At 64.0% G+C, this 25,507-nt stretch carries 21 protein-coding genes, 2 pseudogenes and 1 riboswitch; of the genes and pseudogenes, 14 read left to right on the forward strand and 9 right to left on the reverse strand.

All coding sequences use genetic code 11. The annotated features are described in order from the left end of the window. Nucleotides 1-45 precede the first annotated feature (45 nt). A riboswitch (FMN riboswitch) is annotated at nucleotides 46-193 on the reverse strand. 71 nt (nucleotides 194-264) lie between these two features. The 4 genes from gloA to ACFPO9_RS23265 form a co-directional block, all read right to left on the reverse strand. After that, nucleotides 265-678 (reverse strand): lactoylglutathione lyase, encoded by a 414-nt coding sequence (gene gloA / locus ACFPO9_RS23250; protein WP_379775546.1) that lies wholly within the window; start codon nucleotides 676-678, stop codon nucleotides 265-267. A gap of 98 nt (nucleotides 679-776) precedes the next feature. Beyond that, nucleotides 777-1,205 (reverse strand): OsmC family protein, encoded by a 429-nt coding sequence (locus ACFPO9_RS23255; RefSeq protein ID WP_379775548.1) that lies wholly within the window; start codon nucleotides 1,203-1,205, stop codon nucleotides 777-779. A gap of 30 nt (nucleotides 1,206-1,235) precedes the next feature. Further along, nucleotides 1,236-2,570, reverse strand: a complete 1,335-nt coding sequence (locus ACFPO9_RS23260; protein WP_379775551.1) for a PQQ-dependent sugar dehydrogenase — start codon at nucleotides 2,568-2,570, stop codon at nucleotides 1,236-1,238. After that, nucleotides 2,567-2,890, reverse strand: a complete 324-nt coding sequence (locus ACFPO9_RS23265) for a hypothetical protein (protein ID WP_379775554.1) — start codon at nucleotides 2,888-2,890, stop codon at nucleotides 2,567-2,569. The genes ACFPO9_RS23260 and ACFPO9_RS23265 overlap by 4 nt, the downstream gene beginning before the upstream one ends. Nucleotides 2,891-3,037: 147 nt before the next feature. Here ACFPO9_RS23265 and ACFPO9_RS23270 point away from each other — a divergent pair, with 147 nt between their 5' ends. From ACFPO9_RS23270 to ACFPO9_RS23310, 9 genes are all read left to right on the forward strand, one after another. Then, entirely contained in the window at nucleotides 3,038-4,009 is a 972-nt protein-coding gene (locus ACFPO9_RS23270) for a DUF3667 domain-containing protein (RefSeq protein WP_379775556.1), read from the forward strand. 141 nt (nucleotides 4,010-4,150) lie between these two features. Next, nucleotides 4,151-5,053, forward strand: a complete 903-nt coding sequence (locus ACFPO9_RS23275; protein ID WP_379775557.1) for an NAD kinase — start codon at nucleotides 4,151-4,153, stop codon at nucleotides 5,051-5,053. 49 nt (nucleotides 5,054-5,102) lie between these two features. Then, on the forward strand, nucleotides 5,103-6,767 hold the full coding sequence (gene recN, locus ACFPO9_RS23280; RefSeq protein WP_379775559.1) for a DNA repair protein RecN: 1,665 nt from the start codon (nucleotides 5,103-5,105) through the stop codon (nucleotides 6,765-6,767). A gap of 80 nt (nucleotides 6,768-6,847) precedes the next feature. Then, complete coding sequence (hemH, locus tag ACFPO9_RS23285; RefSeq protein WP_379775561.1) at nucleotides 6,848-7,951, forward strand: ferrochelatase; 1,104 nt, start codon at nucleotides 6,848-6,850, stop codon at nucleotides 7,949-7,951. A gap of 424 nt (nucleotides 7,952-8,375) precedes the next feature. Next, entirely contained in the window at nucleotides 8,376-8,939 is a 564-nt protein-coding gene (grpE, locus tag ACFPO9_RS23290) for a nucleotide exchange factor GrpE (protein ID WP_379775564.1), read from the forward strand. 94 nt (nucleotides 8,940-9,033) lie between these two features. Further along, entirely contained in the window at nucleotides 9,034-10,977 is a 1,944-nt protein-coding gene (gene dnaK, locus ACFPO9_RS23295) for a molecular chaperone DnaK (RefSeq protein ID WP_379775567.1), read from the forward strand. A 120-nt stretch (nucleotides 10,978-11,097) separates the two neighbouring features. Then, nucleotides 11,098-12,222 (forward strand): molecular chaperone DnaJ, encoded by a 1,125-nt coding sequence (gene dnaJ, locus ACFPO9_RS23300; RefSeq protein ID WP_379775569.1) that lies wholly within the window; start codon nucleotides 11,098-11,100, stop codon nucleotides 12,220-12,222. Nucleotides 12,223-12,277: 55 nt separating this feature from the next. Beyond that, the gene (gene can, locus ACFPO9_RS23305) at nucleotides 12,278-12,952 is read left to right on the forward strand and encodes a carbonate dehydratase (RefSeq protein WP_379775572.1); all 675 of its coding nucleotides are present in this window, start codon (nucleotides 12,278-12,280) and stop codon (nucleotides 12,950-12,952) included. Then, on the forward strand, nucleotides 12,949-13,302 hold the full coding sequence (locus tag ACFPO9_RS23310) for a nucleotide pyrophosphohydrolase (RefSeq protein ID WP_379775575.1): 354 nt from the start codon (nucleotides 12,949-12,951) through the stop codon (nucleotides 13,300-13,302). Before can ends, ACFPO9_RS23310 begins: the two co-directional genes overlap by 4 nt. Nucleotides 13,303-13,350: 48 nt before the next feature. On the opposite strand, the pseudogene ACFPO9_RS27730 reads toward ACFPO9_RS23310, so the two are convergent. The 4 genes and pseudogenes from ACFPO9_RS27730 to gabD all read right to left on the reverse strand — a co-directional run. Next, nucleotides 13,351-14,334 (reverse strand): annotated as a pseudogene (locus ACFPO9_RS27730) (methyl-accepting chemotaxis protein); the annotation flags it as partial. An 87-nt stretch (nucleotides 14,335-14,421) separates the two neighbouring features. Next, a pseudogene (locus ACFPO9_RS27735) lies at nucleotides 14,422-14,961 on the reverse strand (MCP four helix bundle domain-containing protein); the annotation flags it as partial. A 274-nt stretch (nucleotides 14,962-15,235) separates the two neighbouring features. Continuing rightward, nucleotides 15,236-15,604, reverse strand: coding sequence for a DUF4844 domain-containing protein (locus ACFPO9_RS23320; RefSeq protein ID WP_379775580.1), 369 nt, complete (start codon nucleotides 15,602-15,604; stop codon nucleotides 15,236-15,238). A 2-nt stretch (nucleotides 15,605-15,606) separates the two neighbouring features. Further along, nucleotides 15,607-17,061: an NADP-dependent succinate-semialdehyde dehydrogenase gene (gene gabD / locus ACFPO9_RS23325; protein WP_379775583.1), complete on the reverse strand. Its 1,455-nt coding sequence runs from the start codon at nucleotides 17,059-17,061 to the stop codon at nucleotides 15,607-15,609. Nucleotides 17,062-17,204: 143 nt separating this feature from the next. On the opposite strand from gabD, the gene ACFPO9_RS23330 reads away from it, so the two are divergent. From ACFPO9_RS23330 to ACFPO9_RS23345, 4 genes are all read left to right on the forward strand, one after another. Beyond that, the gene (locus ACFPO9_RS23330) at nucleotides 17,205-18,329 is read left to right on the forward strand and encodes a GGDEF domain-containing protein (RefSeq protein ID WP_379775585.1); all 1,125 of its coding nucleotides are present in this window, start codon (nucleotides 17,205-17,207) and stop codon (nucleotides 18,327-18,329) included. 180 nt (nucleotides 18,330-18,509) lie between these two features. Further along, nucleotides 18,510-19,271, forward strand: a complete 762-nt coding sequence (locus ACFPO9_RS23335) for a gamma-glutamyl-gamma-aminobutyrate hydrolase family protein (RefSeq protein WP_379775586.1) — start codon at nucleotides 18,510-18,512, stop codon at nucleotides 19,269-19,271. A gap of 116 nt (nucleotides 19,272-19,387) precedes the next feature. Next, nucleotides 19,388-20,758: a glutamine synthetase family protein gene (locus tag ACFPO9_RS23340; RefSeq protein ID WP_379775587.1), complete on the forward strand. Its 1,371-nt coding sequence runs from the start codon at nucleotides 19,388-19,390 to the stop codon at nucleotides 20,756-20,758. A gap of 62 nt (nucleotides 20,759-20,820) precedes the next feature. Further along, nucleotides 20,821-22,242, forward strand: coding sequence for an aspartate aminotransferase family protein (locus ACFPO9_RS23345; protein ID WP_379775594.1), 1,422 nt, complete (start codon nucleotides 20,821-20,823; stop codon nucleotides 22,240-22,242). Between the two features lie 41 nt (nucleotides 22,243-22,283). On the opposite strand, the gene ACFPO9_RS23350 is transcribed toward ACFPO9_RS23345, so the two are convergent. Beyond that, nucleotides 22,284-23,741, reverse strand: a complete 1,458-nt coding sequence (locus ACFPO9_RS23350; protein ID WP_379775588.1) for a high affinity choline transporter 1 — start codon at nucleotides 23,739-23,741, stop codon at nucleotides 22,284-22,286. 132 nt (nucleotides 23,742-23,873) lie between these two features. Here ACFPO9_RS23350 and ACFPO9_RS23355 point away from each other — a divergent pair, with 132 nt between their 5' ends. Further along, a complete protein-coding gene (locus ACFPO9_RS23355) occupies nucleotides 23,874-25,358 on the forward strand; it encodes an aldehyde dehydrogenase (RefSeq protein WP_379775590.1) in 1,485 nt (494 codons plus the stop codon). Nucleotides 25,359-25,507 lie beyond the last annotated feature (149 nt).

The raw sequence follows: 25,507 nt of genomic DNA on the forward strand, positions 1-25,507 counted from the left end.
GACGCGGCGCTACATACCGATAGCGGCAGCAGGACGCGTTATGACGCACATCTTCTTTCATCCGGACTATACCGTCGGCCCTGGCTTCTCACCAGGTCTGCTGACCCTGCAGTGTCGCACCGCAGGCGCTCGCGGGCTCGGCCGTGATAGCCATACCGCCGGTGGGGAATTGCACCCCGCCCCGAAGACGTATTGGTTGTTTGCCTGCTCAAGCAGGCGAAGACGATTGTAGCAGGGCCGGCAAAAGGCTGCCGGCAGCTGCTCTTAGTTGCTCAGGCCGCCACCGCCCGCATGGTCGGCACGCTCGATCAGCTCGACCTTGTAGCCATCCGGGTCGGTAATGAAAGCGATCACGGTGCTGCCGCCCTTGACCGGACCCGGTTCGCGGGTGATGTTGCCGCCCGCTGCGCGCACCTGTTCGCAGGTTTTATAAATGTCTTCGGTCGAGATCGCGATGTGGCCGTAGGCGGTGCCCATCTCGTATTTATCGGTGCCCCAGTTATAGGTCAGCTCGAGCTCGGCGTGGTCCGGGTTGTTGCCGTAGCCGACAAAGGCCAGGGTGTACTTGTACTCGGTATTCTCGCTGGTGCGCAGCAGTTTCATGCCCAGCACCTTGGTGTAGAAGTCGATGGAGCGCTGCAGGTCGCCGACGCGTAGCATGGTGTGCAGGAGGCGCATTCTTGTTCCTGTCAATGTGAATGGAAAGCGAAGATTTTATGCGCTCGGGCGGATTCTTGCCGGCGTCCGCGTGGGCTCGGAGAGCCCACCCTACGAAATTACGACTGCAGCTTCGCGTCCAGCGTGATCTCGGCATTGAACAGCTTCGACACCGGACAGCCTTCCTTGGCCTTGCGCGCCGCTTCCTGGAAGGCCTGTTCATCGGCGCCCGGGATGGTGGCGACCAGCTCGAGGTGGACGGCCGGAATCGCAAAGCCGCCATCAAGCTTGTCCAGCGAGACGGTGGCCGTGGTTTCCAGCTTTTGCGCGGTCATGCCGGCTTCGCCCAGCTGCGCCGACAGGGCCATCGTGAAGCAGCCGGCGTGGGCCGCCGCCAGCAGTTCTTCCGGATTGGTGCCGGCGCCGTCTTCGAAACGGGTGTTGAAGCCGTACTGGCTCTGGTTCAGCACGCCGCTCTGGGTCGAGACCGTGCCTTTGCCGTCTTTCAGTCCGCCGCTCCAGACGGCGCTTCCCTTACGCTTGATCATTTGAGTAGCTCCTTTTGCTCATTTGCTTGCTTATTTACCCGACGCGGCTGGCGTGATCCGCCACACCACGTTACCGACGTCATCCGCCAGCAGGATCGCGCCCTGCTTGTCGACCGCGACGCCGACCGGTCGTCCATAGGCCTTGTCGTCCTTGCTCAGGAAGCCGGTCAGCACGTCCTGCGGCGGGCCGCTCGGCTTGCCGTCGCTGAAGGGGACGAAGACCAGCTTGTAGCCGGAATAGGGCTTGCGGTTCCACGAGCCGTGCTGGCCGACCAGGGCGCCGTTCCTGAACTGCGGCAGCAGGCTGGCGTCGTAGAAGGCCAGGCCCAGCGAGGCCGTGTGCGCGCCCATCGCGTAATCCGGCGCGATCGCCTTGGCGACCATGTCGGCGTTTTGCGGCTTGACGCGGGTATCGACGTGCTGGCCGTAGTAGCTGTACGGCCAGCCGTAGAAGGCGCCGTCCTTCACCGAAGTGATGTAGTCGGGCACCAGCTCGTTGCCCAGCTCGTCACGTTCGTTGACGGCGGTCCACAGCGCCCCGGTTTGCGGCTGGAAGGCCAGGCCGTTCGGGTTGCGCAGGCCGGAAGCAAAGATGCGCCCCTTGCCGCTGGCAATGTCATATTCCCAGATCGCGGCGCGGCCCTGTTCGGCCGCCATGCCGTTCTCGGCGACGTTGCTGTTCGAGCCGACGGTCACGTAAAGCTTCTTGCCGTCCTTTGATGCCGCCACGTTCTTGGTCCAGTGGTGGTTGATCCCGGCCGGCAGGTCCATCACCTTCACGCCCTGGCCGCTGAGGGTGGTCTCGCCGGTCTTGTATGGGAAGCGCCACAGCGCATCGGCATTCGCGATGTACAGGTCGCTGCCGGCCAGGGTCATGCCGAAGGGTGAATTCAGGTTCTCGGCGAACACCGTTTTCGTTTCCGCGGTGCCGTCGGCCTTCACGCCGCGCAGCAGGATGATTTTATTCGGCGATTCGACGCCGGCGCCGGCGCGCTTCATTACCAGACCCTGCACCTTGGCCTTGATGCCCGGCTCCTTCGGCGCATTGCCCGGCTTGTTGCTTTCGGCAACCAGCACGTCGCCGTTCGGCAGCACGTAGAGCCAGCGCGGGTGGTCCAGGCCGCTCGCGTAGGCGGTGGCCGCCAGCCCGGCGGCCGGCGTCGGATGCGTGCCCTGCGGCCAGGCCTCGGCCTTCGCGATGTGGACCGTCGGGATCAGCGAATGCTCGGGCGCCGGCAGGGTCGGATTCGGCCCGAAGCCGGGCGCGTAGCCGCCGGCGGACAGGGCCGGAGAGACGGGCTGCTGGGCGCACGCACCGAGGCTCGCGGCGCCCAGCAGGGCCGCCGTGAGGACGCGCGGCGTCATTGTTTTTTTCCATCGTTGCCCAGGCGGGCGGCATCGTGATCGCGCATGTCGCGATGGCGCTCGGGCTGCGGCTCGGCCTGGCCGGTGGCGCCCGGTTTCGGGTCGACAGCCTGTTCGATGCCGGGCGTGCCGCGGCCCTCGTAATTCTCGGTATCGACCAGGCCGTTTTCCAGGTCCGAAGCCGCTTGCTGGATGATGCCGCGCGGCTTGATGTCCTGGCCGTCCGGCGATTCGTCGCGCTCGTGCGGTTCGCGCTTGTAGTCCTGCTCTTCGATCTTGCAGTCGGTGTTGACGACGCGGTCCTTGGCTTCTTCTACCATAGCAATTCTCCTCAAGCATGCTCACATTGCTTAAAGCCTAACGCGCAGCCTGAAAGCGGGTCGCGCAATTGAATACAAAGACTTTGATGCTTTTTTGCAATTAAATAGCTAACATGCTGGTTTGTGTGCCGTTTGCCGGGAATTGCCGTGAACTCTCAAGTCGACCTCCACCATACCGCCAGCGACTGCCCGAATTGCGGGGCCCATGTGTCCGGGAACTTCTGCCACGAATGCGGCCAGGAGACCGTGCTGCACCCGCCCAGCACGCGCGAGTTCCTGCACGAATTCGTCGGCCATTACGTTGCGCTGGAGGGCAAGCTGCTGCAGACGATGAAACTGCTGCTGCTCAAGCCCGGCCAGCTGAGCCTCGAATACATGCAGGGACGCCGCGTGCGCTACATCGAGCCGCTGCGCGTCTACCTGACCTTCAGTCTGATCTTCTTTGCCGTGTTTAAGTTCATGGGCGAGGATCATCACATCGCTGGCGTCAAACTCGACGGCGCCCCAGTCGTCAAGATCGACCCGCAGGACAAGAAGAACGCAAGGTCCACGCACCCGCCTGCCGCCGCGGCCGCCAAACCGGACGAGGACGAAAGCGACGATCCACCGGCGATGGACAAGGCGCGCGCGGAACTGCGCAAGGACGAGGCCCTGCAGGACATCAAGAAAGACCTCGGCGAGGACAAGTCCGGTATTCTCGAGAAGATCGAAAAAATCGCCGGCGCCGCCGCCGACGACGATGGCGCGAAGCTCAAGAAGGTCTTCTTCGGCTCCGCGCCCTATGCGGTGTTCGCGATGATGCCGCTGTTCGCCCTGTACCTGAAAATACTTTACCTGGGCACAGGCAAGCGCTACGGCGAGCACCTGCTGTTCGCGCTGCACACGAATGCCTTCGCCTTCCTGATGCTGACCCTGCTGCTGGTGATCCCGTCCGGCGTACCCTTGGCCGGCAAGCTGCTGGGCCTGTGGCTGACCTTCTACCTGCCGACCGCGATGCGCCGCGTGTATGGCGGCTCGCGCAAGATGACGGCATTAAGATGGATCGTGCTGATGTTCCTGCATCTGCTGACACTGACCGTTGCCATCTCGGTCACGGTGGGAGTCGGGGCGTCGCATTAAGTTCCGGCGAATCTTGCCGGATCTGCGCCGGCCAAATATACTGTGCGTTTGTACAGTGATTGCCAGGCGGCCGTATGGCAGAAGCCGGGAGAATCGGTTAATCTCCCCCGTGTCGTTGTCCATTACCGCCGAGATCTCCCTATGTCCGCTACGCCCGAAACGCAACAAACCATCGCGCTGGTCGTACGGCACAACACTGCCGGGATCGCCGAGCCGGTGCAGGCCATCGTCAATTTCCTGCGCGATGCCGGCTACCGTGTCGTGTTCGAGCAGGAGACCGCCGGCCATGTGCAGGTGGCGGGCGTGGCCGCCATGGGCGTCGACGAGATCGGCGCACAGGCCAAGCTCGTGATCGTGATGGGCGGCGACGGCACCATGCTGGGCGTGGCGCGCCAGCTGGCCCGCTACAAGGTGCCCCTCATCGGCATCAACCAGGGCCGCCTCGGCTTCATGACCGACATCCCGATCGACCGCATGCTGCCGGCGCTGGCCGAGATCCTCAGCGGCAAGGCGCGGGCGGAGGAACGCACCCTGCTGGAAGCGCGCCTGGTCCGCGACGGCAAGGAGATGCATTGCTCGGTGGCCGTCAACGACGTGGTGGTGGCGCGCGGCTCCGGCGCCGGCATGGCCGAACTGAAGGTGACGGTGGACGGCGCCTTCATGTACAACCAGCGTTCGGACGGCCTGATCATCTCCACGCCCACCGGCTCGACCGCGTACGCGCTGTCGGCCGGCGGTCCGCTTCTGCATCCGACCCTGGCCGGCATCGTGCTGGTGCCGATCGCGCCGCACGCGCTGTCGAACCGCCCGATCGTGGTGCCGGACACCAGCGACATCGTGGTCGAAATCATGAATGGGCGCGACATCAGCGTGAACTTCGACATGCAGACTTTCACGAGCCTGCAGCACGGCGACCAGATCATGATCTCGCGCTCGCCGAACACCATCACCTTCCTGCATCCCGAGGGGTGGAGCTACTATCACACCCTGCGCGAAAAGCTGCACTGGAACGAGTATCCCTCCAGCGACGGCAAGCTGAAATAATCAACAAGAAATCCGCTTATTTACCGATCCTCAGGAGACCTGTTTCTTCATGTTGCGCACATTGACCATCCGCGACTTCGTCATCGTCGATACGATCGAACTCGAGTTCTCGAATGGCTTCACGGTCTTCACCGGGGAGACCGGAGCCGGCAAGTCGATCCTGATCGACGCGCTGCAGCTCGCGCTGGGCGGACGCGGCGACGCCAGCATGGTGCGCGAAGGCGCGGCCAAGGCCGACATCAGCGCCGACTTCGCCCTCACGCCGGCGGCCACCGGCTGGATCGAGCAGAACGAGTTCGGCATCGAGGAGGGCGGCGCGCTGCTGCGCCGGGTGATCGACAATGCCGGCCGCTCGAAGGCCTATATCAACGGCATTGCCGCCACCGCCGGCCAGCTGCGCGAACTGGGCGAGCTGCTGGTGGACATCCACGGCCAGCACGCGCACCAGTCGCTGCTCAAGCAGGATGCCCAGCGTGCGCTGCTGGACAACCAGATCGCCGTGCGCGATCCGGAATCGACGGCCCAGGTGCACGCGGTCGCGACCTGCTACAAAGCCTGGCGCGCGCTGGCCCGCCAGCGCGAGGAATTCGAGACCAATGCGAAGAACGTGCTGCTCGAACGCGAGCGCCTCGAATGGCAGGTGGGCGAGCTGGACAAGCTGGCCGTGAAGCCGGGCGAGTGGCTTGAAATCACCAACGAGCACAGCCGCCTGTCGCACGCGGCCAGCCTGCTCGAAGGCGCGCAGGAAGCGCTGAACGCCATCTCCGAATCCGAGCAGCCCATCCTGTCGCAGTTGTCCTCGATGAACCAGAAGCTGGCCAAGCTGGTCGACGTCGACGCCGGCCTGCAGAATGTGCTCGACTGCATGGAGCCGGCCCGTATCCAGTTGCAGGAAGCGGTGTACGCCTTGAACGACTACATCGACAAGGTCGAGCTCGATCCCGAGCGCCTGGCCCAGGTCGATGCGCGCATGGATGCGATCCACAGCACCGCCCGCAAGTTCCGCGTCACGCCGGAGGAACTGCCGGACGAGCACGCAACCCTGAAAGCCAAGCTGCGCCAGCTGGCCGACGCCACCGACGTCGAAGGCTTGCGGCGCCAGGAGGAGAAGGCGAAGGCCGCCTACCTGGAAGTGGCCGCCGCGCTGTCGGCCACGCGCCGGAAAGCGGCGCAGCGCCTGAGCGAGCAGGTCTCCGAAGCGATGCAGGAACTGTCGATGAGCGGCGGGCGTTTCGTGGCCGCGCTGAACCCCTGCGAGCCGGCCGTGTACGGCATGGAGCAGGTCGAATTCCTGGTGGCCGGCCACGCCGGCGTGGCGCCGCGCGCGCTGGCCAAGGTGGCTTCGGGCGGCGAACTGGCGCGCATCTCGCTGGCGATCGCCGTCATCACATCGCACGCCACCACGGTGCCGACCCTGATCTTCGACGAGGTCGATACCGGCATCGGCGGCGGCGTCGCGGAAGTGGTGGGCCGCCTGCTGAAGCGCCTCGGCCACAGCCGCCAGGTGCTGTGCGTGACCCACCTGCCGCAGGTGGCGAGCCAGGCGAACCAGCACTTCCAGGTAGCCAAGGGCACGACCAGCGAGGGCAAGACCGTCTCGCGCATCGACGTGCTGGACAAGAAAGAGCGGGTGGAAGAGGTGGCGCGCATGCTGGGCGGCATCGAGATCACCGAGACCACGCGCAAGCACGCGCGCGAGCTGCTGGCGTCTTGAGCCGTCGCCTGCCCGTCGTCCCCGCCTGCGCGGGGACGACGGATGGCATAATTACAGGTCGAATCCGCCTATCCCAACTCATGCCCTTCAGAAAAGAACCGCCTCACACCCATGGCACGATCGCCAAGAGCGCCGTCGTGCTGGTCAATCTCGGCACGCCGGACGCGCCCACGCGCAAGGCGGTGCGACGCTATCTGAAGGAATTCCTGTCCGACCCGCGCGTGGTGGAAATCCCGCGCGCGATCTGGAACCTGATCCTCAAGCTCGTCATCCTGCCTTTCCGTTCCGGGAAGTCGGCGCAGAAGTACGCGATGATCTGGACCCGCGAAGGCTCGCCGCTGAAGGTGTACACGGCGCGCCAGGCGAACCGGCTGCAGGCGCTGCTGGCCGAGCGCGGCCATGAGGACGTCGAGGTGGCGATGGCGATGCGCTACGGCTCGCCGCCGCTGCCGCAGGTGCTCGACGAGCTGAAGGCGAAGGGCGTCGACCGCATCGTGGTGCTGCCGGCCTACCCGCAGTACTCGGGCACCACCACGGCCTCGATCTGGGATGCCGTCTACGCCCATTACGCCCAGGTCCGCAACATCCCCGAGCTGCGCCTGGTGAAGCACTACCACGACCATGAAGGCTATATCGAGGCGCTCGCCGATTCGGTGCTCGATTACTGGGAGACCCATGGCCGCGGCGAGAAACTGGTGATGAGCTTCCACGGCGTGCCGAAACGCACCCTCATGCTGGGCGATCCCTATTTTTGCGAATGCCAGCGCACCGGGCGCCTGCTGGCGGCGCGCCTGCGCCTGTCGCCGGAACAGTACCTGGTGACCTTCCAGTCGCGCTTCGGGCGCGCCGAGTGGCTGCAGCCCTACACGGCGCCGACCGTGCAGCAGCTGGCGCGCGAGGGCGTCAAGCGCATCGACGTGATGTGCCCGGGCTTCACCAGCGACTGCCTGGAGACCCTCGAAGAAATCAATATGGAAGTGCGGCGCGATTTCGAGATGAACGGCGGCCAGGAATACCACTACATACCTTGCCTGAACGATAATCCGGTCTGGATCACGGGGCTGGCGGAGATCGCCGAGCAGCACCTGATCGGCTGGCCCACGATGATGAGCCCGTCACAGCGCGAAGCCCGGCGCCAGGATGCGGACGCCGCGCGCGAGCATGCCGCCCGCTTGGGCGCGTGACGGAAGGTCGACGCGGGCACGAGGTGCCCACCCCGCATTGTCGGCCATCGTAGGGTGGGCTTCCCGAGCCCACGCAAACAAAGTCGGCATGCGAAGCTGTTAAAATGGCACGCTTTGCGGCGTCGCCCCAAGCTCCGCCAGGCAGATCGCTGCCAGTGCGAGGGCAGTCCAGACCACCACGGCGCCGCTGATCAGATGCAGTCTCATGATCTTTCCCCTGTTCCAGTTAGGAAACATGGTAGAACGACCAATGGTTGCAGGGTTCTGCTGCCGCGTAAATCTTGTAACAAAAAATGACGCGACATGCACATGTTAGCCCTGCAATTCCCCTTGAAAACGTAGGGGATCGCCCCATATGTGGCCCGTGTGACAAGCAGGACCAGTTAAACAATCAGCCAAGTCCTTGATTCTAGGAGTTTTTTCGATGCAAGACCAAGAAAACCAAGAGGTGTCCAACCAGCCGGAAGCGAATGCCGCTGCCGACGCGGCAAATGCCGCGAATGCAGGGCAGGCCGCGCAATCGTCGGAAACCGGCCTCGAAGAACAGCTGAGCGCCACCGAAGCCAAGCTGGCCGAGATGCACGATGCATTCATGCGCGCGAAAGCCGAAGCGGACAATATCCGCCGCCGCGCCCAGGAAGATGTGAGCAAGGCCCATAAATTTGCGATCGAGAGCTTTGCCGAGGCCATGGTGCCGGTGCGCGACAGCCTCGAGATGGCCCTGAAGGTCGAAGCGCCCACCGTGGACTCGATCAAGGAAGGCGTCGAGATGACCCTCAAGCAGCTTACCGCCGCGTTCGAAAAGAACCGCCTGGTCGAAGTGATGCCGCAGGCGGGCGACAAGCTCGACCCGAACAAGCACCAGGCCGTGGCCGTCGTGCCTTCGGAGCAGGAAGCGAACACCGTCGTCACGGTGTTGCAAAAAGGTTACATGATTGCCGACCGTCTGCTGCGCCCGGCCATCGTGACTGCTGCACAGCCAAAATAAAAATTGCTGAGCCTATTTCCAAGCTCTTGAAAGCACGCAGTTTTTCCCTATATTCGACACATCTGAACACTAAGTACTAAAAAAGGACAACATTATGGGCAAAATCATCGGTATCGACCTGGGCACCACCAACTCCTGCGTGGCCATCATGGAAAATGGTCAGCCCAAGGTCATCGAAAATGCCGAAGGTGCTCGCACTACGCCTTCGATCATCGCCTACCAGGAAGACGGCGAAATCCTCGTCGGCGCGCCTGCAAAACGCCAGGCTGTCACCAACCCGAAGAACACCCTGTTCGCGGTCAAGCGCCTGATCGGCCGTAAATTCGACGAGAAGGAAGTCCAGAAGGACATCTCGCTGATGCCGTACTCGATCACCAAGGCCGACAACGGCGACGCCTGGGTCGGCGTGCGCGACAAGAAGCTGGCGCCGCCGCAGATCTCGGCCGAAGTGCTGCGCAAGATGAAGAAGACCGCCGAGGACTACCTGGGCGAAGAAGTCACCGAAGCCGTGATCACCGTGCCGGCCTACTTCAACGACTCGCAGCGCCAGGCGACCAAGGACGCCGGCCGCATCGCCGGCCTGGACGTCAAGCGCATCATCAACGAGCCGACCGCGGCCGCGCTGGCCTTCGGCCTGGACAAGACCGACAAGGGCGACCGCAAGATCGCCGTGTATGACCTCGGCGGCGGCACCTTCGACGTGTCGATCATCGAGATCGCGGACGTCGACGGCGAGAAGCAGTTCGAAGTGCTGTCGACCAACGGCGACACCTTCCTGGGCGGCGAAGACTTCGACCAGCGCGTGATCGACTACATCATCGACGAGTTCAAGAAGATCAACGGCCTCGACCTGTCGAAAGACCCGATTGCCCTGCAGCGCATCAAGGCTTCGGCCGAGCGCGCGAAGATCGAGCTGTCGTCCGCGCAGCAGACCGAGATCAACGAGCCCTACATCGCCATGGCGAACGGCGCGCCGGTCCACCTGAACCTGAAGATCACCCGCGCCAAGCTGGAAGCCCTGGTCGAGGAACTGATCAACAAGACCATCGAGCCGTGCCGCGTCGCCATCAAGGACGCCGGCGTCAAGGTTGCGGACATCGACGACATCATCCTGGTCGGCGGCATGACCCGCATGCCGAAGGTGCTGGAAAAGGTGAAGGAATTCTTCGGCAAGGAACCGCGCCGCGACGTCAACCCGGACGAAGCCGTCGCTGTCGGCGCCGCGATCCAGGGCTCGGTGCTGGCCGGCGACCGCAAGGACCTGCTGCTGCTGGACGTGACCCCGCTGTCGCTGGGCATCGAAACCCTGGGCGGCGTGATGACCAAGATGATCCACAAGAACACCACGATCCCGACCAAGTTCTCGCAGGTGTTCTCGACCGCCGACGACAACCAGCCGGCCGTGACCATCAAGGTCTACCAGGGCGAGCGTGAAATCGCCGCCGGTAACAAGGGCCTGGGCGAGTTCAACCTGGAAGGCATCCCGCCGGCAGCGCGCGGCACCCCGCAGATCGAAGTGACCTTCGACATCGACGCCAACGGCATCCTGCACGTGGGCGCCAAGGACAAGGCCACCGGCAAGGAAAACAAGATCACCATCAAGGCGAACTCGGGCCTGTCGGAAGAAGAGATCCAGAAGATGGTGAAGGACGCCGAGCTGAACGCGGAAGAAGACAAGAAGGTCAAGGAACTGGCTGAAGCCCGCAACCAGGGCGACGCGCTGGTCCACCAGACCAAGAAGTCCATGACCGAGCACGGCGACAAGCTGGAAGCCGGCGACAAGTCGGCGGTCGAAGCCGCAATCGCCGACCTGGAAGGCGTGCTGAAGTCGAGCGACAAGGGCGAGATCGAAGCCAAGATCGCCGCCCTCAACACCGCCTCCCAGAAGCTGGGCGAGAAGATGTACGCCGACATGCAGGGCCAGCAGGCTGGCGCTGCGGGTGCGGCTGGCGCGCAACAGCAGGGCGCCGATTCGGGCGCCAAGGCGGACGATGACGTGGTCGACGCCGACTTCAAGGAAGTCAAAGACGCCAAGTAATGTCACAATAGAGGGTTAATCCCCTCGCGGAATATCCCGAGCCGATGCAGCCTTCTGGTGCCCGGCTCGGTTTTTTTGCACAGACAGTTCAGTAGATAGACAACAGCAAGGTGCCGCCAAATGGCAAAGCGTGATTTTTACGAGATCCTCGGGGTCGCGAAGACTGCGTCGGAAGACGAGATCAAGAAGTCCTATCGCAAGCTCGCGATGAAGTACCACCCCGACCGCAACCCTGACAACAAGGAAGCGGAGGAGAAGTTCAAGGAGGTCAAGGAAGCCTACGAGATGCTGACCAATCCGGAAAAGCGCGAAGCGTACGACCGTTACGGTCACGCCGGCGTCGATCCGAACAGCGGCATGGGCGGCGGCTTCGGCGGCGCAGGCGGTTTCGGCGATGCCTTCGGCGACATCTTCGGCGATATCTTCGGCGGCGGCCGCGGCCGCAGCTCCGGCCCGCAGGTGTACCGCGGCGCCGACCTGCGCTACAACCTCGAGATCTCGCTGGAGCAGGCAGCCGCCGGCTTCGACACCACGATCCGCGTGCCGAGCTGGGACAAGTGCGACACTTGCCACGGCAGCGGCGCCAAGCCGGGCACGCAGCCGGTCACCTGCTCGACCTGCGCCGGCCACGGCCAGGTGCGCATGCAGCAGGGTTTCTTCTCGATCCAGCAAACCTGCCCGAAGTGCCATGGCAGCGGCAAGATCATTCCGGAACCCTGCGCGGCCTGCGGCGGCGCCGGACGCATCAAGCGCAACAAGACCCTGGAAGTCAAGATCCCGGCCGGTATCGACAACGGCATGCGGATCCGCTCCTCGGGTAACGGCGAACCGGGCACCAACGGCGGGCCGCCGGGCGACCTGTACGTCGAGATCCACATCAAGCCGCACGAAGTGTTCCAGCGCGAAGGCGACGACCTGCATTGCGAAATGCCGATCTCGTTCACCAAGGCGGCGCTGGGCGGCGAGATCGAAGTGCCGACCCTGGCGGGCAAGGTGTCCTTCACCATCCCCGAAGGTACCCAGACCGGCAAGACCTTCCGCTTGAAAGGCAAGGGCGTGAAGGGCGTGCGCTCCGGCTACGCGGGCGACCTGTTCTGCCACGTCGTGGTCGAGACCCCGGTCAAGCTCACCGACAAGCAAAAGGACCTGCTGAAGGAATTCGAGCGCCTGACCAAGGAAGGCGGTTCCAAGCACAGCCCGCAAAGCAAGGGCTGGATGGATAAAGTAAAGGACTTCTTCGAGTAAGAAGCCGATAACCGCTGGATGCGCGAGTCCCAGCGGTTTTTTTTCGAGAGAAAGCATGCCAAATTCAAAACCCATCACCCGGGAACTGTTCGCCAAAAACCGCGCGTGGGCGGAATCGGTCGTCGCCGAGCAGCCCGATTTCTTCGAATCGCTGGCCGCGCAGCAGGCCCCGGAATACATGTGGATCGGCTGCTCGGACAGCCGCGTGCCCGCCAACGAACTGCTGGGCATGATGCCGGGCGAGATGTTCGTCCATCGCAACGTCGCGAACGTGGTCGTGCACTCGGACCTGAACTGCCTGTCGGTGCTGCAATTCGCCATCGATGTGCTCAAGGTGAAGCACGTGATCGTTTGCGGCCATTACGGCTGCGGCGGCGTGCATGCGGCCCTGACCGGACGCCGGGTCGGCCTGACCGACAACTGGCTGCGCCACGTGCAGGACGTCAAGCACAAGCACGGCCGCTACCTGGGCGAGATCGTGCAGCCCACCGCCGCCCATGACCGCCTGGTCGAGCTGAACGTGGCCGAGCAGCTGATCAACTGCGCCCAGACCACGGTGGTGCAGGACGCCTGGGAGCGCGGCCAGGAACTGACGCTCCACAGCTGGGTGTACGGCCTGAAGGACGGCCTGCTGCGCGACCTCGGCATGACCGTGTCCAGCGCCGAGGAACTGACGGAGAAATACGACGCGCTGTTGACGCGCTACGCGGAAGGCTGGACCCCGGCGTGAGCGATCTGCTGCAGCTGCGCGAGCTGGTGCGCCAGTTCGTCGACGAGCGCGACTGGGACCAGTTCCACACGCCCAAGAACCTCGCTTCCGCGCTGACGGTGGAGGCGGCCGAGCTGCTGGAGCACTTCCAGTGGCTGGAGCACGGCCGCCTTGAAGAACTCGGGCCGGACAAGCTGGTGGAAGTGCGGCACGAGATGGCCGACGTGCTGGTCTACCTGGTGCGGCTGGCCGACAAGCTGGACCTCGACCTGATGGCCGCGGTGCAGGAGAAGATGGTGCTCAACCGGGCCAAGTACCCGGCGGAGCTGGTGCGCGGGGATGCGCGCAAGTATTACGAGTACAAGAAGTAGGGCGGGGCAAATCAGTCCGGGGGACTGATTTGCGAGCCCACGCGATTTTTAGGCGGCGGCCAGCGCCAGCCGCACCGGCGCGCCAGCAAGCACACGCCCGGCCTGTGCTACATCCCCCGGCAAACGAAACGCACTGACCGTCTGCTCCAGCTGCCCTGACTGCTCCTGCAGCGACTGCGCCGCCGCCGCCGCTTCCTCCACCAGCGCCGCATTCTGCTGGGTAACCGCGTCCATCTCGCCGATTGCCTGGTTGATCTGCTCGATGCCGGCTTCCTGCTCGTGGCTGGCGGCCGTGATCTCGGCCATGATGTCGGTCACGCGGCGCACGCTGCTCACGATCTCTTCCATCGTCGCGCCCGCATCCTGCACCAGGCGGCTGCCTTCGCCGACTTTCTCGACCGAGTCGCCGATCAGCCCCTTGATTTCCTTGGCCGCCGCCGCCGAGCGCTGGGCCAGGTTGCGCACTTCGGAGGCCACGACCGCGAAACCGCGGCCCTGCTCGCCGGCGCGCGCCGCTTCCACTGCGGCGTTCAGCGCCAGGATATTGGTCTGGAAAGCGATGCCGTCGATGACGCCGATGATGTCGACGATCTTGCCGGCCGATTCACTGATCGAACCCATGGTCGCCACCACCTTGCCGACCACCGCGCCGCCGCGCGTCGCCACATCGGAGGCCGACATCGCCAGCTGGTTGGCCTGGCGCGCGTTTTCCGTGTTCTGCTTGACGGTCGCGGTCAGCTCTTCCATCGAGGATGCCGTTTCTTCCAGCGCGCCGGCCTGCTGCTCGGTGCGGCTGGACAGGTCCAGGTTGCCGCTGGCGATCTCGTTGGTGGCCGTGGCCAGGGCGCCGGCGCCGCTACGCACCTGGCCGACGATGCCCTGCAAGGCGCCGTTCATCTCTTTCAGCGCCGCCAGCAGCTCGCCGGTTTCGTCGGTCGACCTCACCTCGATCTGGCTACCGAGGTCGCCGGCGGCCACGGTCTTGGCGATGTCTACCGCGCGGCGCATCGGACGCGTGATCGAACGGGTAGTTAACCAGCCGATGAGGAGCGACAGAATGATGGACAGGCTCGCCACACCGTACAAAACCAGGCGAGCCTGTTGATAGCTTTGCTTGCCGGCTTCCTGATCGGCTGCATTGAAGCGCTCCTGCAAGGCCATCATCTCGCTCATCGCGCCCTGCCATGCCACGACTGCCGGCACGATTTGGCTCTTGATCAGGACCAGGCCTTCTGCGCTCCTGTCTTCTTTTCCGAGTTCAACGGCCTTGGCAATCAGCGGCAAGGCGACTGCACGCTTTTCGGCGATCGTGCGAAAGGCAGCGCGCGTTTCCGGTAGCGCAATCAGCTTGTTCAGCACGGCTTCGGCGCGGTCGTATTCCTTCCATGCGTCTTCGATATCCTTTAGGCGCTGATCGTTTTCAAGCTGGCCGGACGACAGGGTGATGTCGCGCACGCCAATGGCGACGCGGCGCTGTGCATCGCGCATGTCGGTGGTAGCGTCGAGACGTGCATTGTTCTCTGTGACGATCTTGTCGACCGTGTCGTTGAGACGGTTCATGTTGGACAAGGCGGTGCCGGTGATCACCACCAGCAGCATCGATATCAGTCCAAAGCCCAAGCCGAGGCGTTGACCGATCTTCAGGTTGTTCAGTTTCATTTTATTTTCTATAAACAAAGAAGGTCAGTAAGCACACACTTTCAGCGCACTGACGATAGGATCTGCATGGTAATTCTTCATGCCGCTGGAGAGCTTTAGCGGCCAGTCGCCTTGCGAGACTGGCTTTAGATTCGGCGGGATCGGGACCGGAGCAGGAGAGGCGATGCCAAATTGGTCACGCCGCCGGGGATTCTAGTAGGACTGATCCTACAACACAATAAATAAGTTGCTTTGTGGTAATCGAACAACGGCCTAGGGGATAGGCCGTCTGCGCTCAAATACCGCCCAGATAGTGCGTCAGCACCCCATCCGAACTCTCGATCCCGAGTATCCCCATCATCCGCTCGAGCTCCATCCCAAAATGCTCGCGCGCTTCGGTATCCTCATCCCGCACGATCTCCAGCGACTGCTGGAACTGTTTCAAGACCCAGAACTTGGTCGGATGCCTCTCGATCCCGGCCAGCAGGCGCGTGGCCAGGTCGTCCAGCACCACCGCCAGGCGCTCGCGTTCCGGCGACGGGTTCACGCCCGGCAGGTCGGCCAGCTTGGGGCCCTCGCGGAAGGCGCGCAGCTGCTCCAGCGTGCGCGGCACGACGAACAGCGGCGCATCCTGCACGAATTCGAAGGGGTCGTCGCCTTCCATGCTCACATGCCTCCGAGGCAGATGTACTTGATGACCAGGTAGTCGTCCATGCCGTACTTCGAGCCTTCGCGGCCCAGGCCGGACTGCTTCACGCCGCCGAACGGCGCGATCTCGTTCGAGATCAGGCCGGTGTTCACGCCCACCATGCCGGTCTCGATCTGCTCGGCCACGCGCCACACGCGGTTGATGTCGCGCGCGTAGAAGTAGGAGGCCAGGCCGAATTCCGTGTCGTTGGCCAGGGCGATCACTTCTTCCTCGGTTTTAAAACGGAACAGCGGCGCCACCGGACCGAAGGTTTCCTCTTCCGAAATCAGCATGGACGGGGTGACGTCGGCCAGCACGGTCGGCTGGAAGAAGCTGTGGCCCAATGCATGGCGCTCACCGCCCAGCAAGAGCCTCGCCCCTTTGGACAGGGCGTCGGCGATGTGGTGCTCGACCTTCACCAGCGCCTTGTCTTCGATCAGCGGTCCCTGGTTCACGCCCGGCTCCATGCCGTTGCCGACCTTGAGTTCCTTGACCTTCTCGGTGAAGCGGCGCGCGAATTCGTCGTAGACGCCGTCCTGCACGTAGATGCGGTTGGCGCAGACGCAGGTCTGGCCGGCATTGCGGTACTTGGAGGCGATCGCGCCTTCGACCGCGGCGTCGAGGTCGGCGTCGTCGAACACGATGAAGGAGGCGTTGCCGCCCAGTTCCAGCGACAGTTTTTTCACCGTCGGCGCGCATTGTTCCATCAGCAGGCGGCCGATCGCGGTCGAGCCCGTAAAACTCAATTTGCGCACGGTCGGATTCGCGCACATCTCGGCGCCGATCGCTTTCGCATCGCCGATCACCACCGAGAACACGCCTTTCGGCACGCCGGCGCGTTCGGCCAGCACGGCCAGGGCCAGGGCGGAATACGGGGTCAGTTCGGCGGGCTTCAGCACGATAGTGCAGCCGGCGGCCAGGGCCGGTGCGACCTTGCGGGTGATCATCGCGGACGGGAAGTTCCACGGCGTGATGGCGGCGCAGACGCCGATCGGCTCCTTGGTCACGATGATGCGGCGGTCGCGCGCCGGCGCCTCCAGCACGTCGCCCTCGATGCGCTTGGCCTGCTCGCCGAACCATTCGAAGAAGGAGGCGGCGTAGCTGATTTCACCTTTCGCTTCCGCCAGCGGCTTGCCTTGTTCCGCGGTCATGATGGCGGCCAGGTCGTCCGCGTTTTCCAGCATCAGGTCGTTCCACTTGCGCAGGATGAGGGCGCGTTCGCGCGCGGTCTTCTTGCGCCATGCCGGCCAGGCGGCGTTCGCGGCTTCGATCGCGCGGCGGGTCTCCTGGGCGCCCATGTGCGGCACGCTGCCCAGCGATTCGCCGGTGGCGGGATTGGTCACCGCCACGGTCTGGCCCTGGTTCGCATCGCACCATTGGCCGTCGATGTAGGCCTGCTGGCGCAGCAGGGAAGGATCTTTCAGGTTCAGCATGCTTGCCTCGTGCGCGTTCGTATCAGAAGACAAAGATACCATGCAATCCGCCGCTTGGTTTTCACGGTTGCCAGCGTGATAATGTATGTATTTTGGCGCCTGAGTTTCTGATAACTTAAGGCTTCGCGACCATTTATGAATCCATGACCGACTCCGACGTCTCCATCGCGCGTGCAACGGGCTTCTCAGAATGCGCCATTGCGCTTCGCCGTGCACTCACGACCACGCCCGCTGGCTGGCTGCTCGCCGTATGGTTCTGCTGGGACCGTGTACCCTCGACCGCGATTTTCTTGTGGCTGGGAACAGCTGCCGCGCTGTGGGGCGGCAGCCTGCTGGTCCTGCAGCAGATGATCGCCAGGGGGCCGAAGCTGGAACTGCATCGCAAGCGCTTCCACTGGATCGCCGGACTGGATGGCCTGGCGTGGGGCCTGCTCACATGGTTCCTGATCGGCCATGACCCTGTGCTGGATGCCGTCCTGATGGCGCTGCTGTGCGGCGTCACGTCGATCAACGCACAAGTCTACGGCACCTATGTGTCGGCCTATTTCGGACAGATCGGTGTCCTCTGGGGCGTGTCGGTGCTCGGTTTGATGCTGGTGACCGGCAGCCAGAGCGCCATCGATTACGCTGCCGGCTTGAGCCTTTTTATCGCGCTCACCGCCTACTACACGCGCGCGATCTCGCGGCGCCTGCTGGAAGGCATACGCCTGCTGCATGCCAATGCTTCGCTGGCGTCCCAGCTGCGCTCGGCCTTGCAAAAGGTCGAGCTCGACGCCGCGACCGATGCGTTGACAGGGCAATGGAACCGCAGGGCGCTGGACGACTTCCTCAAGCACCAGAAAACCTTTTCCATCCTCATGCTCGACATCGACTTTTTCAAGCGTATCAACGATGAATTCGGGCACCTGGTCGGCGACGATGTCTTGCGCGCTTTCGCGCAAAGGCTGCGCGAGTTCCTGCGGTCGGGGGATTTTTGTGCGCGCTTCGGCGGCGAGGAATTCATCGTCGTCCTGCCGGAGACGACGTTGGCCACGGCCCAGGAAGTGGCGGAGCGCATCCGCAAGGGGGTGGCCGAACTTCCCCTGCTGCACAAGCCGAAAGTGCAGGCAACGGTGTCGATCGGCGTTGCAACAATGGCGCAAGGGCAGAGTATCAATGCACTCTTTGCCGCTGCCGACGCTGCCGTGTACCTTGCCAAGAATGCGGGGCGCAATCAGGTGCGCTCGCATGTGGAAACAGTCCTGCCGCTGCAGGTTTCCGCCGTATAAAGCCGCCGGTTCACGGTCGAAGCCGGTTCGTGTTGGCATCGTTTGCGAGTTGACGATAAGATTTTGCTATCGGTTTCTGAACAGGAACCAAGCTCCAGTTGATCTGGATTAACGGCCACTCGCATTCGGATCAGATTGCAGTATGATGGTTCGTGTGCGCCTCCACACAAGGTAGAGTCCATGCGCCCGATCGTTATCATCCCCGCTTGCACCCGCGATTTCGGAGAACATCCTTATTACGCGGCCCAGCACAAATATGTCGACGCAGTCGTGATCGGCGCCGATTGCGCGCCCATGATCCTGCCGTCGCTGGGGGAGAGGCTCGACCTGGAAACCATGCTCGACCTGTGCGACGGCATCATGCTGACCGGTTCGGCGTCCAACGTTCATCCCAGCTACTACTCCGAGGAAGTGCTCGATCCGACCCTGCCGCAGGATCCGGCGCGTGACCAGACCACGCTGCCGCTGATCCGGGAGGCGGTCAAGCGCGGCATTCCGATCATCGCGATCTGCCGCGGCTTCCAGGAGATGAACGTGGCGCTGGGCGGCAGCCTGTTCCAGGCGGTGCAGACCGTATCGGGGCATTTCGACCATCGCGAAAATCCCGAACTCGGGATGGACGAACAGTATGGCGACGCACACAAGATCCGGATCATCGAAGGCGGGATGCTGCATGGGATCCTGGGCAAGGACGAAATCCCCGTCAATTCCCTGCATGGACAAGGCATACATGAACTTGCGGCTGGCCTGACGGTCGAAGCGGTAGCGGAGGATGGGCTGGTCGAGGCGTTTTCCGTCTCGATCTCGCCGGGCTTTACCCTGGCCTGCCAATGGCACCCGGAATGGCGCATCGCCCAGAATCCGTACTCGATGAAGATGTTCGGCGCCTTCGGCGACGCCTGCCGCGCCCGCTTTCAGTCCAAAAAACGGAAGAACCCATGACCGCCTACGAAAAGTGGGCGGCCCGCCCCGTCCCATAGCGTCCCTGTTCAGACCAACCCGCGCGCCGCGGGCTGCGTTTGCGCGCCTGCGACCCTTTAACGAACAGAGGAATCATCATGGCTATACGCGACAACTTTTCGTACAACGACATGGACGAGTGGCTCAACGGTAAACGAGTCACCGAAATCGAATGCCTGGTCCCCGACCTGACCGGCGTCGCACGTGGAAAGATTTTGCCACGTGTAAAATTTACCGAAGACCGCGGCATGCGCCTGCCGGAAATCGTGCTGGGCATGACCGTGACCGGCAATTCGCCGGAGGACGACGACGCCTTCGACCGCGCGATCTCGACCACCGACCGCGACATGATCCTGAAGGCCGACCCCGGCACGATCACGATGGTGCCCTGGGCCGTCGACCCGACCGCGCAAGTCATCCACGACTGCTATTTCGCCGACGGCCGCCTGGTCGACTTTGCCCCGCGCAGCGTGCTGCGGCGCGTGCTCAAGCTCTACACGCAAAAGGGCTGGAAGCCGATGGTGGCGCCGGAACTCGAGTTTTATCTCACCGCCAAGAACATCGACCCCAACCTGCCGCTGGCGGCGCCGATCGGCCGCAGCGGGCGCTCCGAGACCAGCCGCCAGGTCTACAGCATCGACGCCGTCAACGAGTTCGACCCGCTGTTCGAGGACATCTACGATTACTGCGACATGATGGGCCTGGACGTCGACACCCTCATCCACGAGATCGGCGCCGGCCAGATGGAGATCAACTTCCAGCACGGCGAGCCGCTCGGACTGGCGGACAAGGTCTTCTACTTCAAGCGCACGCTGCGCGAAGCCGCCCTCAAGCACGACATGTACGCCACCTTCATGGCCAAGCCGATGGCCGGCGAACCCGGGTCGGCGATGCACGTGCACCAGAGCGTGGTCGACGGCGAGAGCGGCCGCAACATCTTCAGCAACGAGGATGGTTCGCCCTCGGACCTGTTCCGCTGGTACGTGGGCGGCCTGCAGAAGTACATGCCGTCGGCGATGGCCATCGTCGCGCCCTACGTGAACTCCTACCGCCGCATCGTGCGCCGCGCCGCCGCGCCGATCAACCTGCAGTGGGGCGTCGACAACCGCACGGTCGGCATCCGCGTGCCGGTGTCGGGCTCGCAGGACCGCCGCGTCGAGAACCGCGTGATCGGCGCCGACGCCAACCCCTATCTGGCGCTGGCCGTGACCCTGGCCTGCGGCTACCTCGGCATCCAGGAACAGCTGGAGCCGACCCCGATGGTCGAGGGCAGCGCCTACAAGATGGCGGTCGAACTGCCGCAGGGACTGCCGGAAGCGCTGGCCCTGCTGCGCCGCGAAGACCGCCTGCGCGACATCCTGGGCGAGCGCTTCATCGACGTCTATTCCGCGGTCAAGGAACTCGAGCACCAGGAATTCATGACCGTGATCAGCCCGTGGGAGCGCGAGCACCTGTTATTGCACGTCTGAGAGAGAGAAGAGTCCAATCACGATGGGAGTCCGAGATGGCAAGCGACATCATTGCGGGCGACATGCTCGCGCCGGTCCTGGAGGTCGATACTCCAGGCTTTGACACGCGCGCGCTGCAGGCGCTCGACAGCGCGCACTACCTGCACCCCTTCACCGACCACGGCGCCCTGCGCGAGCGCGGCGCGCGCGTGATGGTGCGCGGAGACGGCGTCTATTTATGGGATTCGGAAGGGCGCAAGCTCATCGACGGCATGTCGGGCCTGTGGTGCGTGAACGTCGGCTACGGACGCGCGAGCATGACCGCCGCCGTGGCCAGGCAGATGGACACGCTGCCTTTCTATAACAGCTTCTTCAACACGACCAACGTGCCGGCGGTGATGCTGGCGGCGCAGCTGGTCCAGCACGCGCCGCCGGGTTTCAGGCACGTGTTCTTCACCGGCTCCGGCTCGGAAGCCAACGACACCATCGTGCGCATGGTGTGGCGCTACTGGCAGATCATGGGACAGCCGCAGCGCCAGGCCATCATCAGCCGCCATAACGCCTACCACGGCAGCACCGTGGCCGGCGCCTCCCTCGGCGGCATGGCCGGCATGCACGCGCAGGGCGCGCTGCCGATCCCCGGCATCCACCACATCGGCCAGCCCAGCTTTGCCGAGCATGGACGCGGCATGAGCGAGGCCGAATTCGGCTTGCGCGCGGCCGGCTGGCTGGAAGAGAAGATCCTCGAACTGGGGCCGGAGAACGTGGCTGCCTTCATCGGCGAGCCGGTGCAGGGCGCGGGCGGCGTGATCATCCCGCCGCCGACCTACTGGCCCGAAATCCAGCGCATCTGCGACAAGTATGGCGTGCTGCTGGTGTCCGACGAAGTGATCTGCGGCTTCGGCCGCCTGGGCACCTGGTTCGGCTGCCAGCTGATGGGCGCGCGGCCCGACCTGATCGCCTTCGCCAAGGGCGTCAGCTCGGGCTATGTGCCGCTGGGCGGCGTGCTGGTCGGCGCGCGCGTGGCGCATGCGCTGGTCGAAAAGGGCGGCGACTTCAATCACGGTTTCACCTATTCCGGCCACCCGGTCGCCTGCGCGGCGGCGCTGGAGAACCTGCGCATCATGGTCGACGAAGGCCTGGTCGAACGCGTGGCGCTGGAGACCGGACCGCACCTGAAGGCGGCGTTCGGATCGCTGGCGACGCACCCGCTGGTCGGGCACGCGGAGAGCATGGGCATGACGGCGGGGCTGAACCTTGTGCGGCGCAAGGCGGCGTCGATGCACGACTGCGAGGCCTTTCCGCCGGGGCTGGGCGTGGGGATGGTGTGCCGCGCTCACATGTTCGACAACGGCGTGATCATGCGGGCGGTGGGAGACCGGATGATCGTGGCGCCGCCGCTGGTGATGACGACGGCGCAGATCGATGAGATGGTGGAGCGGATCAGGTTTTGTTTGGATCTGACTTTGGAAGATGTGGCGCAGCGGGGATGGCTTGGCGATTAACTCGTCGTCCCCGCGCAGGCGGGGACCCAAGTTCAACGCGCTTAAACGCTCAACGCCGTTTTGTGCGGCTCATGCCGGTTCTTCAAAACCTGCGGCGCCAGCGAGCCCGCGATCATGCCGATGAAAGCCGCCAGCAGCCCGGCCAGCTGCCCCGGGAAGGTTTCGCCCAGCGGCGAGATCTGCGGGAAGAACACGATCCAGGTCGCGATACCCGCCGCGATCGACAGGATCGCGCCCTGGGTGGTTGCACGCTTCCAGTACAGGCCCATCACCAGCGGCACGAAGGCGCCGACCAGGGTCACCTGGTAGGCCGAGGACACCAGTTCGTAGATCGAGGTGCCCTTCATCGCGATCGCGTAGGTCAGCACCAGCGCCGCGAACACGACGATGGTCACACGCATCGCGAACAGCTGCTGGCGGTCGCTCATGCCCGGACGCAGGTTCTTGAGGATGTTCTCGGTGAAGCTGGTGGACGGCGCCAGCAGGGTGGCCGAGGAGGTGCTCTTGATCGCGGAGAGCAGCGCGCCGAAGAACAGGATCTGCATAATCAGCGGCATCTTGGTCATCACGAAGGTCGGCAGCACGCGCTGGTAGTCGCTCTTGGCCAGCTCCAGCGCGTCGTTGCCCATCACGATGACGGCGCAGGCGACGATGAACATCGGGACGAAGGCAAACAGGATGTAGCTGGCGCCGCCGATCATGGCGCCGGCGCGCGCGGTGGGCGCGTCCTTGGCCGACATCACGCGCTGGAACACGTCCTGCTGCGGGATCGAACCCAGCATCATCGTCACGGCCGCGCCGACGAAGAAGGCGATGTCGGTAAAGTTATGCTTCGGCAGGAAGTTCCACAGGTCCTTCTGCTGGACCATGCGCAGCACGGCGTCGGTGCCGCCGGCCAGCTCCGACGAGAAGACGGCGATGATGGACATGCCCACCACCAGCACGATCATCTGGATGAAGTCGGTGATCGCCACGGCCAGGAAGCCGCCGACCACCACGTAGATCAGGACGGCCAGGGTGCCGACGATCATGCCGGCGGTCTCGGACATGGCGCCGCCGGTCAGCACCGAGAACACCAGGCCCAGCGCCGTGATCTGCGCCGCCACCCACCCGAGATAGGACAGGATGATCGCGGCCGAGCAGAACACCTCGATGCCCTTGCCGTAGCGCGCGCGGTAGTAGTCGCCGATGGTCAGCAGGTTCAGTTTATACAGGCGCGCCGCGAAGAACAGGCCGACCAGGATCAGGCAGGTGCCGGCGCCGAAGGGGTCCTCGACCAGGCCATTCAGGCCGCCCTGCACGAACCTGGCGGGAATCCCCATCACGGTCTCGGCGCCGAACCAGGTGGCGAAGGTGGTGGTGATCACCATGATCAGCGGCAGGCTGCGGCCGGCCACGGCGAAGTCGGCCGTATTCTTGATCCTCGTGCCGGCCCACATGCCCAGGCCGAGCGTGCCCAGCAGGTAGACCACGACAGACGAAATCAGGATGGTATTCATTGAGGCTCCGGCAGCGGGAAAGAGAAATTCTGGCTGGAAAAATTCGCGATTATAGCGGCATAAATCGTCAACGGGATCGATTTTGTTTGCTAGTATCGGCCAGACAACAATCATGAAGCCGGAGGGGACCCAATGACGACCGAATCCTGGCATGAGCGTTCCAAAACAGTGCGGATCGACGGCCGCGCTGTGGTCGACGGCAAGCGTATTGACGCCGTCGCCGGCGCCCGTTTCGACTGTATCTCACCGGTCGACGGACGCAAGCTCGGCGAGGTCGCGCGCTGCACCGAGACCGACGTCGACCTGGCCGTGCAAAGCGCCCGCGCCGCCTTCGAAGACGGCCGCTGGTCAGCCAAAGCCCCGGCCGAGCGCAAGCGCATCCTGATCCGCTTCGCGGACCTGATGCTGGCCAACAGGGACGAGCTGGCGCTGCTGGAAACCCTCGACATGGGCAAGCCGATCCGCTACAGCCGCAGCGTCGACGTGCAGCTGGCCCAGAACTGCATCCGCTGGTACGGCGAAGCGATCGACAAGCTCTACGGCGAAGTGGCGCCGACCGCGCAGGACAGCCTGGCCCTGATCCAGCGCGAGCCGGTGGGCGTGGTGGCCGCCATCATCCCCTGGAACTACCCGATGCTGATGGCGGCCTGGAAGATCGGCCCGGCTCTCGCCGCCGGCAACAGCCTGGTCCTGAAGCCGTCCGAGAAGGCGCCGCTGACATCGCTGCGCCTGGCCGAGCTGGCGCTGGAGGCCGGCGTGCCCGAAGGCGTCTTCAACGTCCTGCCCGGCTACGGCGACGAAGCGGGTAAAGCGCTCGGCCTGCACATGGACGTCGACTGCATCGCCTTCACGGGTTCCACGCGCGTCGGCAAGCAGATCCTGCAAATGGCGGGCCAGTCGAACCTGAAACGCGCGTGGACGGAACTGGGCGGCAAATCGGCGAACATCGTCTGCGCCGACTGCCCGGACCTGGATGCCGCGGTGGCGGGGGCGATCGGCGCGATGTATTTCAACCAGGGCGAAAGCTGCAACGCGCCTTCGCGCCTGTTCGTCGAGGAATCGATCCGCGAGGCTTTTCTGGATAAAGCAATGGCCCTGATGCCGAACTACGCGCCCGGCGACCCGCTCGACCCCGAGACAGTGATGGGCGCCATCGTCGATGCGACCCAGATGAAGACGGTGCTCGGCTATATCGAGGATGGCAAGGCCGCGGGCGCGCGCCTGCTCGCGGGCGGACGCGCGGCGCGCACGGAGACCGGCGGCTTGTATATCGAGCCGACGCTGTTCGATGGCGTCGACGGCGCGATGCGGATTGCGCGCGAGGAGATCTTCGGGCCGGTGCTGTCCGTGCTCTCCTTTACCGATCTGGATGAGGCGGTGCGGCAGGCGAATAGCACGCACTATGGTTTGGCGGCGGCGGTGTGGACCGCGGACATGAGCAAGGCGATCCGCACGGCGCGCCGGCTGCGGGCGGGGACGGTGCACGTGAACCAGTACGACAACGACGATATTACCGTGCCCTTCGGCGGCTACAAGCAGTCGGGGAATGGGCGGGATAAGTCATTGCATGCCTTCGACAAGTACACGGAGTTGAAGACGACGTGGATTCAAGTTTAGCTGGCCCAAAGACCGTCGTTCCCGCGAAGGCGGGAACCCAGGTTTGCGTGCACATTGTTAGCAATGCTAGCGGTACGCAACGAACTTGGGTCCCCGCCTTCGCAATGGGATGGACGCCCCCACCCGAAACGGCATCAGATGTGCCAAAG

This window comes from Massilia aerilata (assembly GCF_042656905.1).
GTDB classification, from domain to species: Bacteria; Pseudomonadota; Gammaproteobacteria; order Burkholderiales; family Burkholderiaceae_D; genus Telluria; species Telluria aerilata.

Excerpts from the sequence above, each read along its gene's own strand:
- gloA (WP_379775546.1), bottom strand. The coding sequence starts at position 678 with ATGCGCCTCCTGCACACCATGCTACGCGTCGGCGACCTGCAGCGCTCC.
- ACFPO9_RS23255 (WP_379775548.1), bottom strand. The coding sequence starts at position 1,205 with ATGATCAAGCGTAAGGGAAGCGCCGTCTGGAGCGGCGGACTGAAAGAC.
- ACFPO9_RS23260 (WP_379775551.1), bottom strand. The coding sequence starts at position 2,570 with ATGACGCCGCGCGTCCTCACGGCGGCCCTGCTGGGCGCCGCGAGCCTC.
- ACFPO9_RS23265 (WP_379775554.1), bottom strand. The coding sequence starts at position 2,890 with ATGGTAGAAGAAGCCAAGGACCGCGTCGTCAACACCGACTGCAAGATC.
- ACFPO9_RS23275 (WP_379775557.1), top strand. The coding sequence starts at position 4,151 with ATGTCCGCTACGCCCGAAACGCAACAAACCATCGCGCTGGTCGTACGG.
- recN (WP_379775559.1), top strand. The coding sequence starts at position 5,103 with ATGTTGCGCACATTGACCATCCGCGACTTCGTCATCGTCGATACGATC.
- hemH (WP_379775561.1), top strand. The coding sequence starts at position 6,848 with ATGCCCTTCAGAAAAGAACCGCCTCACACCCATGGCACGATCGCCAAG.
- grpE (WP_379775564.1), top strand. The coding sequence starts at position 8,376 with ATGCAAGACCAAGAAAACCAAGAGGTGTCCAACCAGCCGGAAGCGAAT.
- dnaK (WP_379775567.1), top strand. The coding sequence starts at position 9,034 with ATGGGCAAAATCATCGGTATCGACCTGGGCACCACCAACTCCTGCGTG.
- dnaJ (WP_379775569.1), top strand. The coding sequence starts at position 11,098 with ATGGCAAAGCGTGATTTTTACGAGATCCTCGGGGTCGCGAAGACTGCG.
- can (WP_379775572.1), top strand. The coding sequence starts at position 12,278 with ATGCCAAATTCAAAACCCATCACCCGGGAACTGTTCGCCAAAAACCGC.
- ACFPO9_RS23320 (WP_379775580.1), bottom strand. The coding sequence starts at position 15,604 with ATGGAAGGCGACGACCCCTTCGAATTCGTGCAGGATGCGCCGCTGTTC.
- gabD (WP_379775583.1), bottom strand. The coding sequence starts at position 17,061 with ATGCTGAACCTGAAAGATCCTTCCCTGCTGCGCCAGCAGGCCTACATC.
- ACFPO9_RS23330 (WP_379775585.1), top strand. The coding sequence starts at position 17,205 with ATGACCGACTCCGACGTCTCCATCGCGCGTGCAACGGGCTTCTCAGAA.
- ACFPO9_RS23335 (WP_379775586.1), top strand. The coding sequence starts at position 18,510 with ATGCGCCCGATCGTTATCATCCCCGCTTGCACCCGCGATTTCGGAGAA.
- ACFPO9_RS23340 (WP_379775587.1), top strand. The coding sequence starts at position 19,388 with ATGGCTATACGCGACAACTTTTCGTACAACGACATGGACGAGTGGCTC.
- ACFPO9_RS23345 (WP_379775594.1), top strand. The coding sequence starts at position 20,821 with ATGCTCGCGCCGGTCCTGGAGGTCGATACTCCAGGCTTTGACACGCGC.
- ACFPO9_RS23350 (WP_379775588.1), bottom strand. The coding sequence starts at position 23,741 with ATGAATACCATCCTGATTTCGTCTGTCGTGGTCTACCTGCTGGGCACG.
- ACFPO9_RS23355 (WP_379775590.1), top strand. The coding sequence starts at position 23,874 with ATGACGACCGAATCCTGGCATGAGCGTTCCAAAACAGTGCGGATCGAC.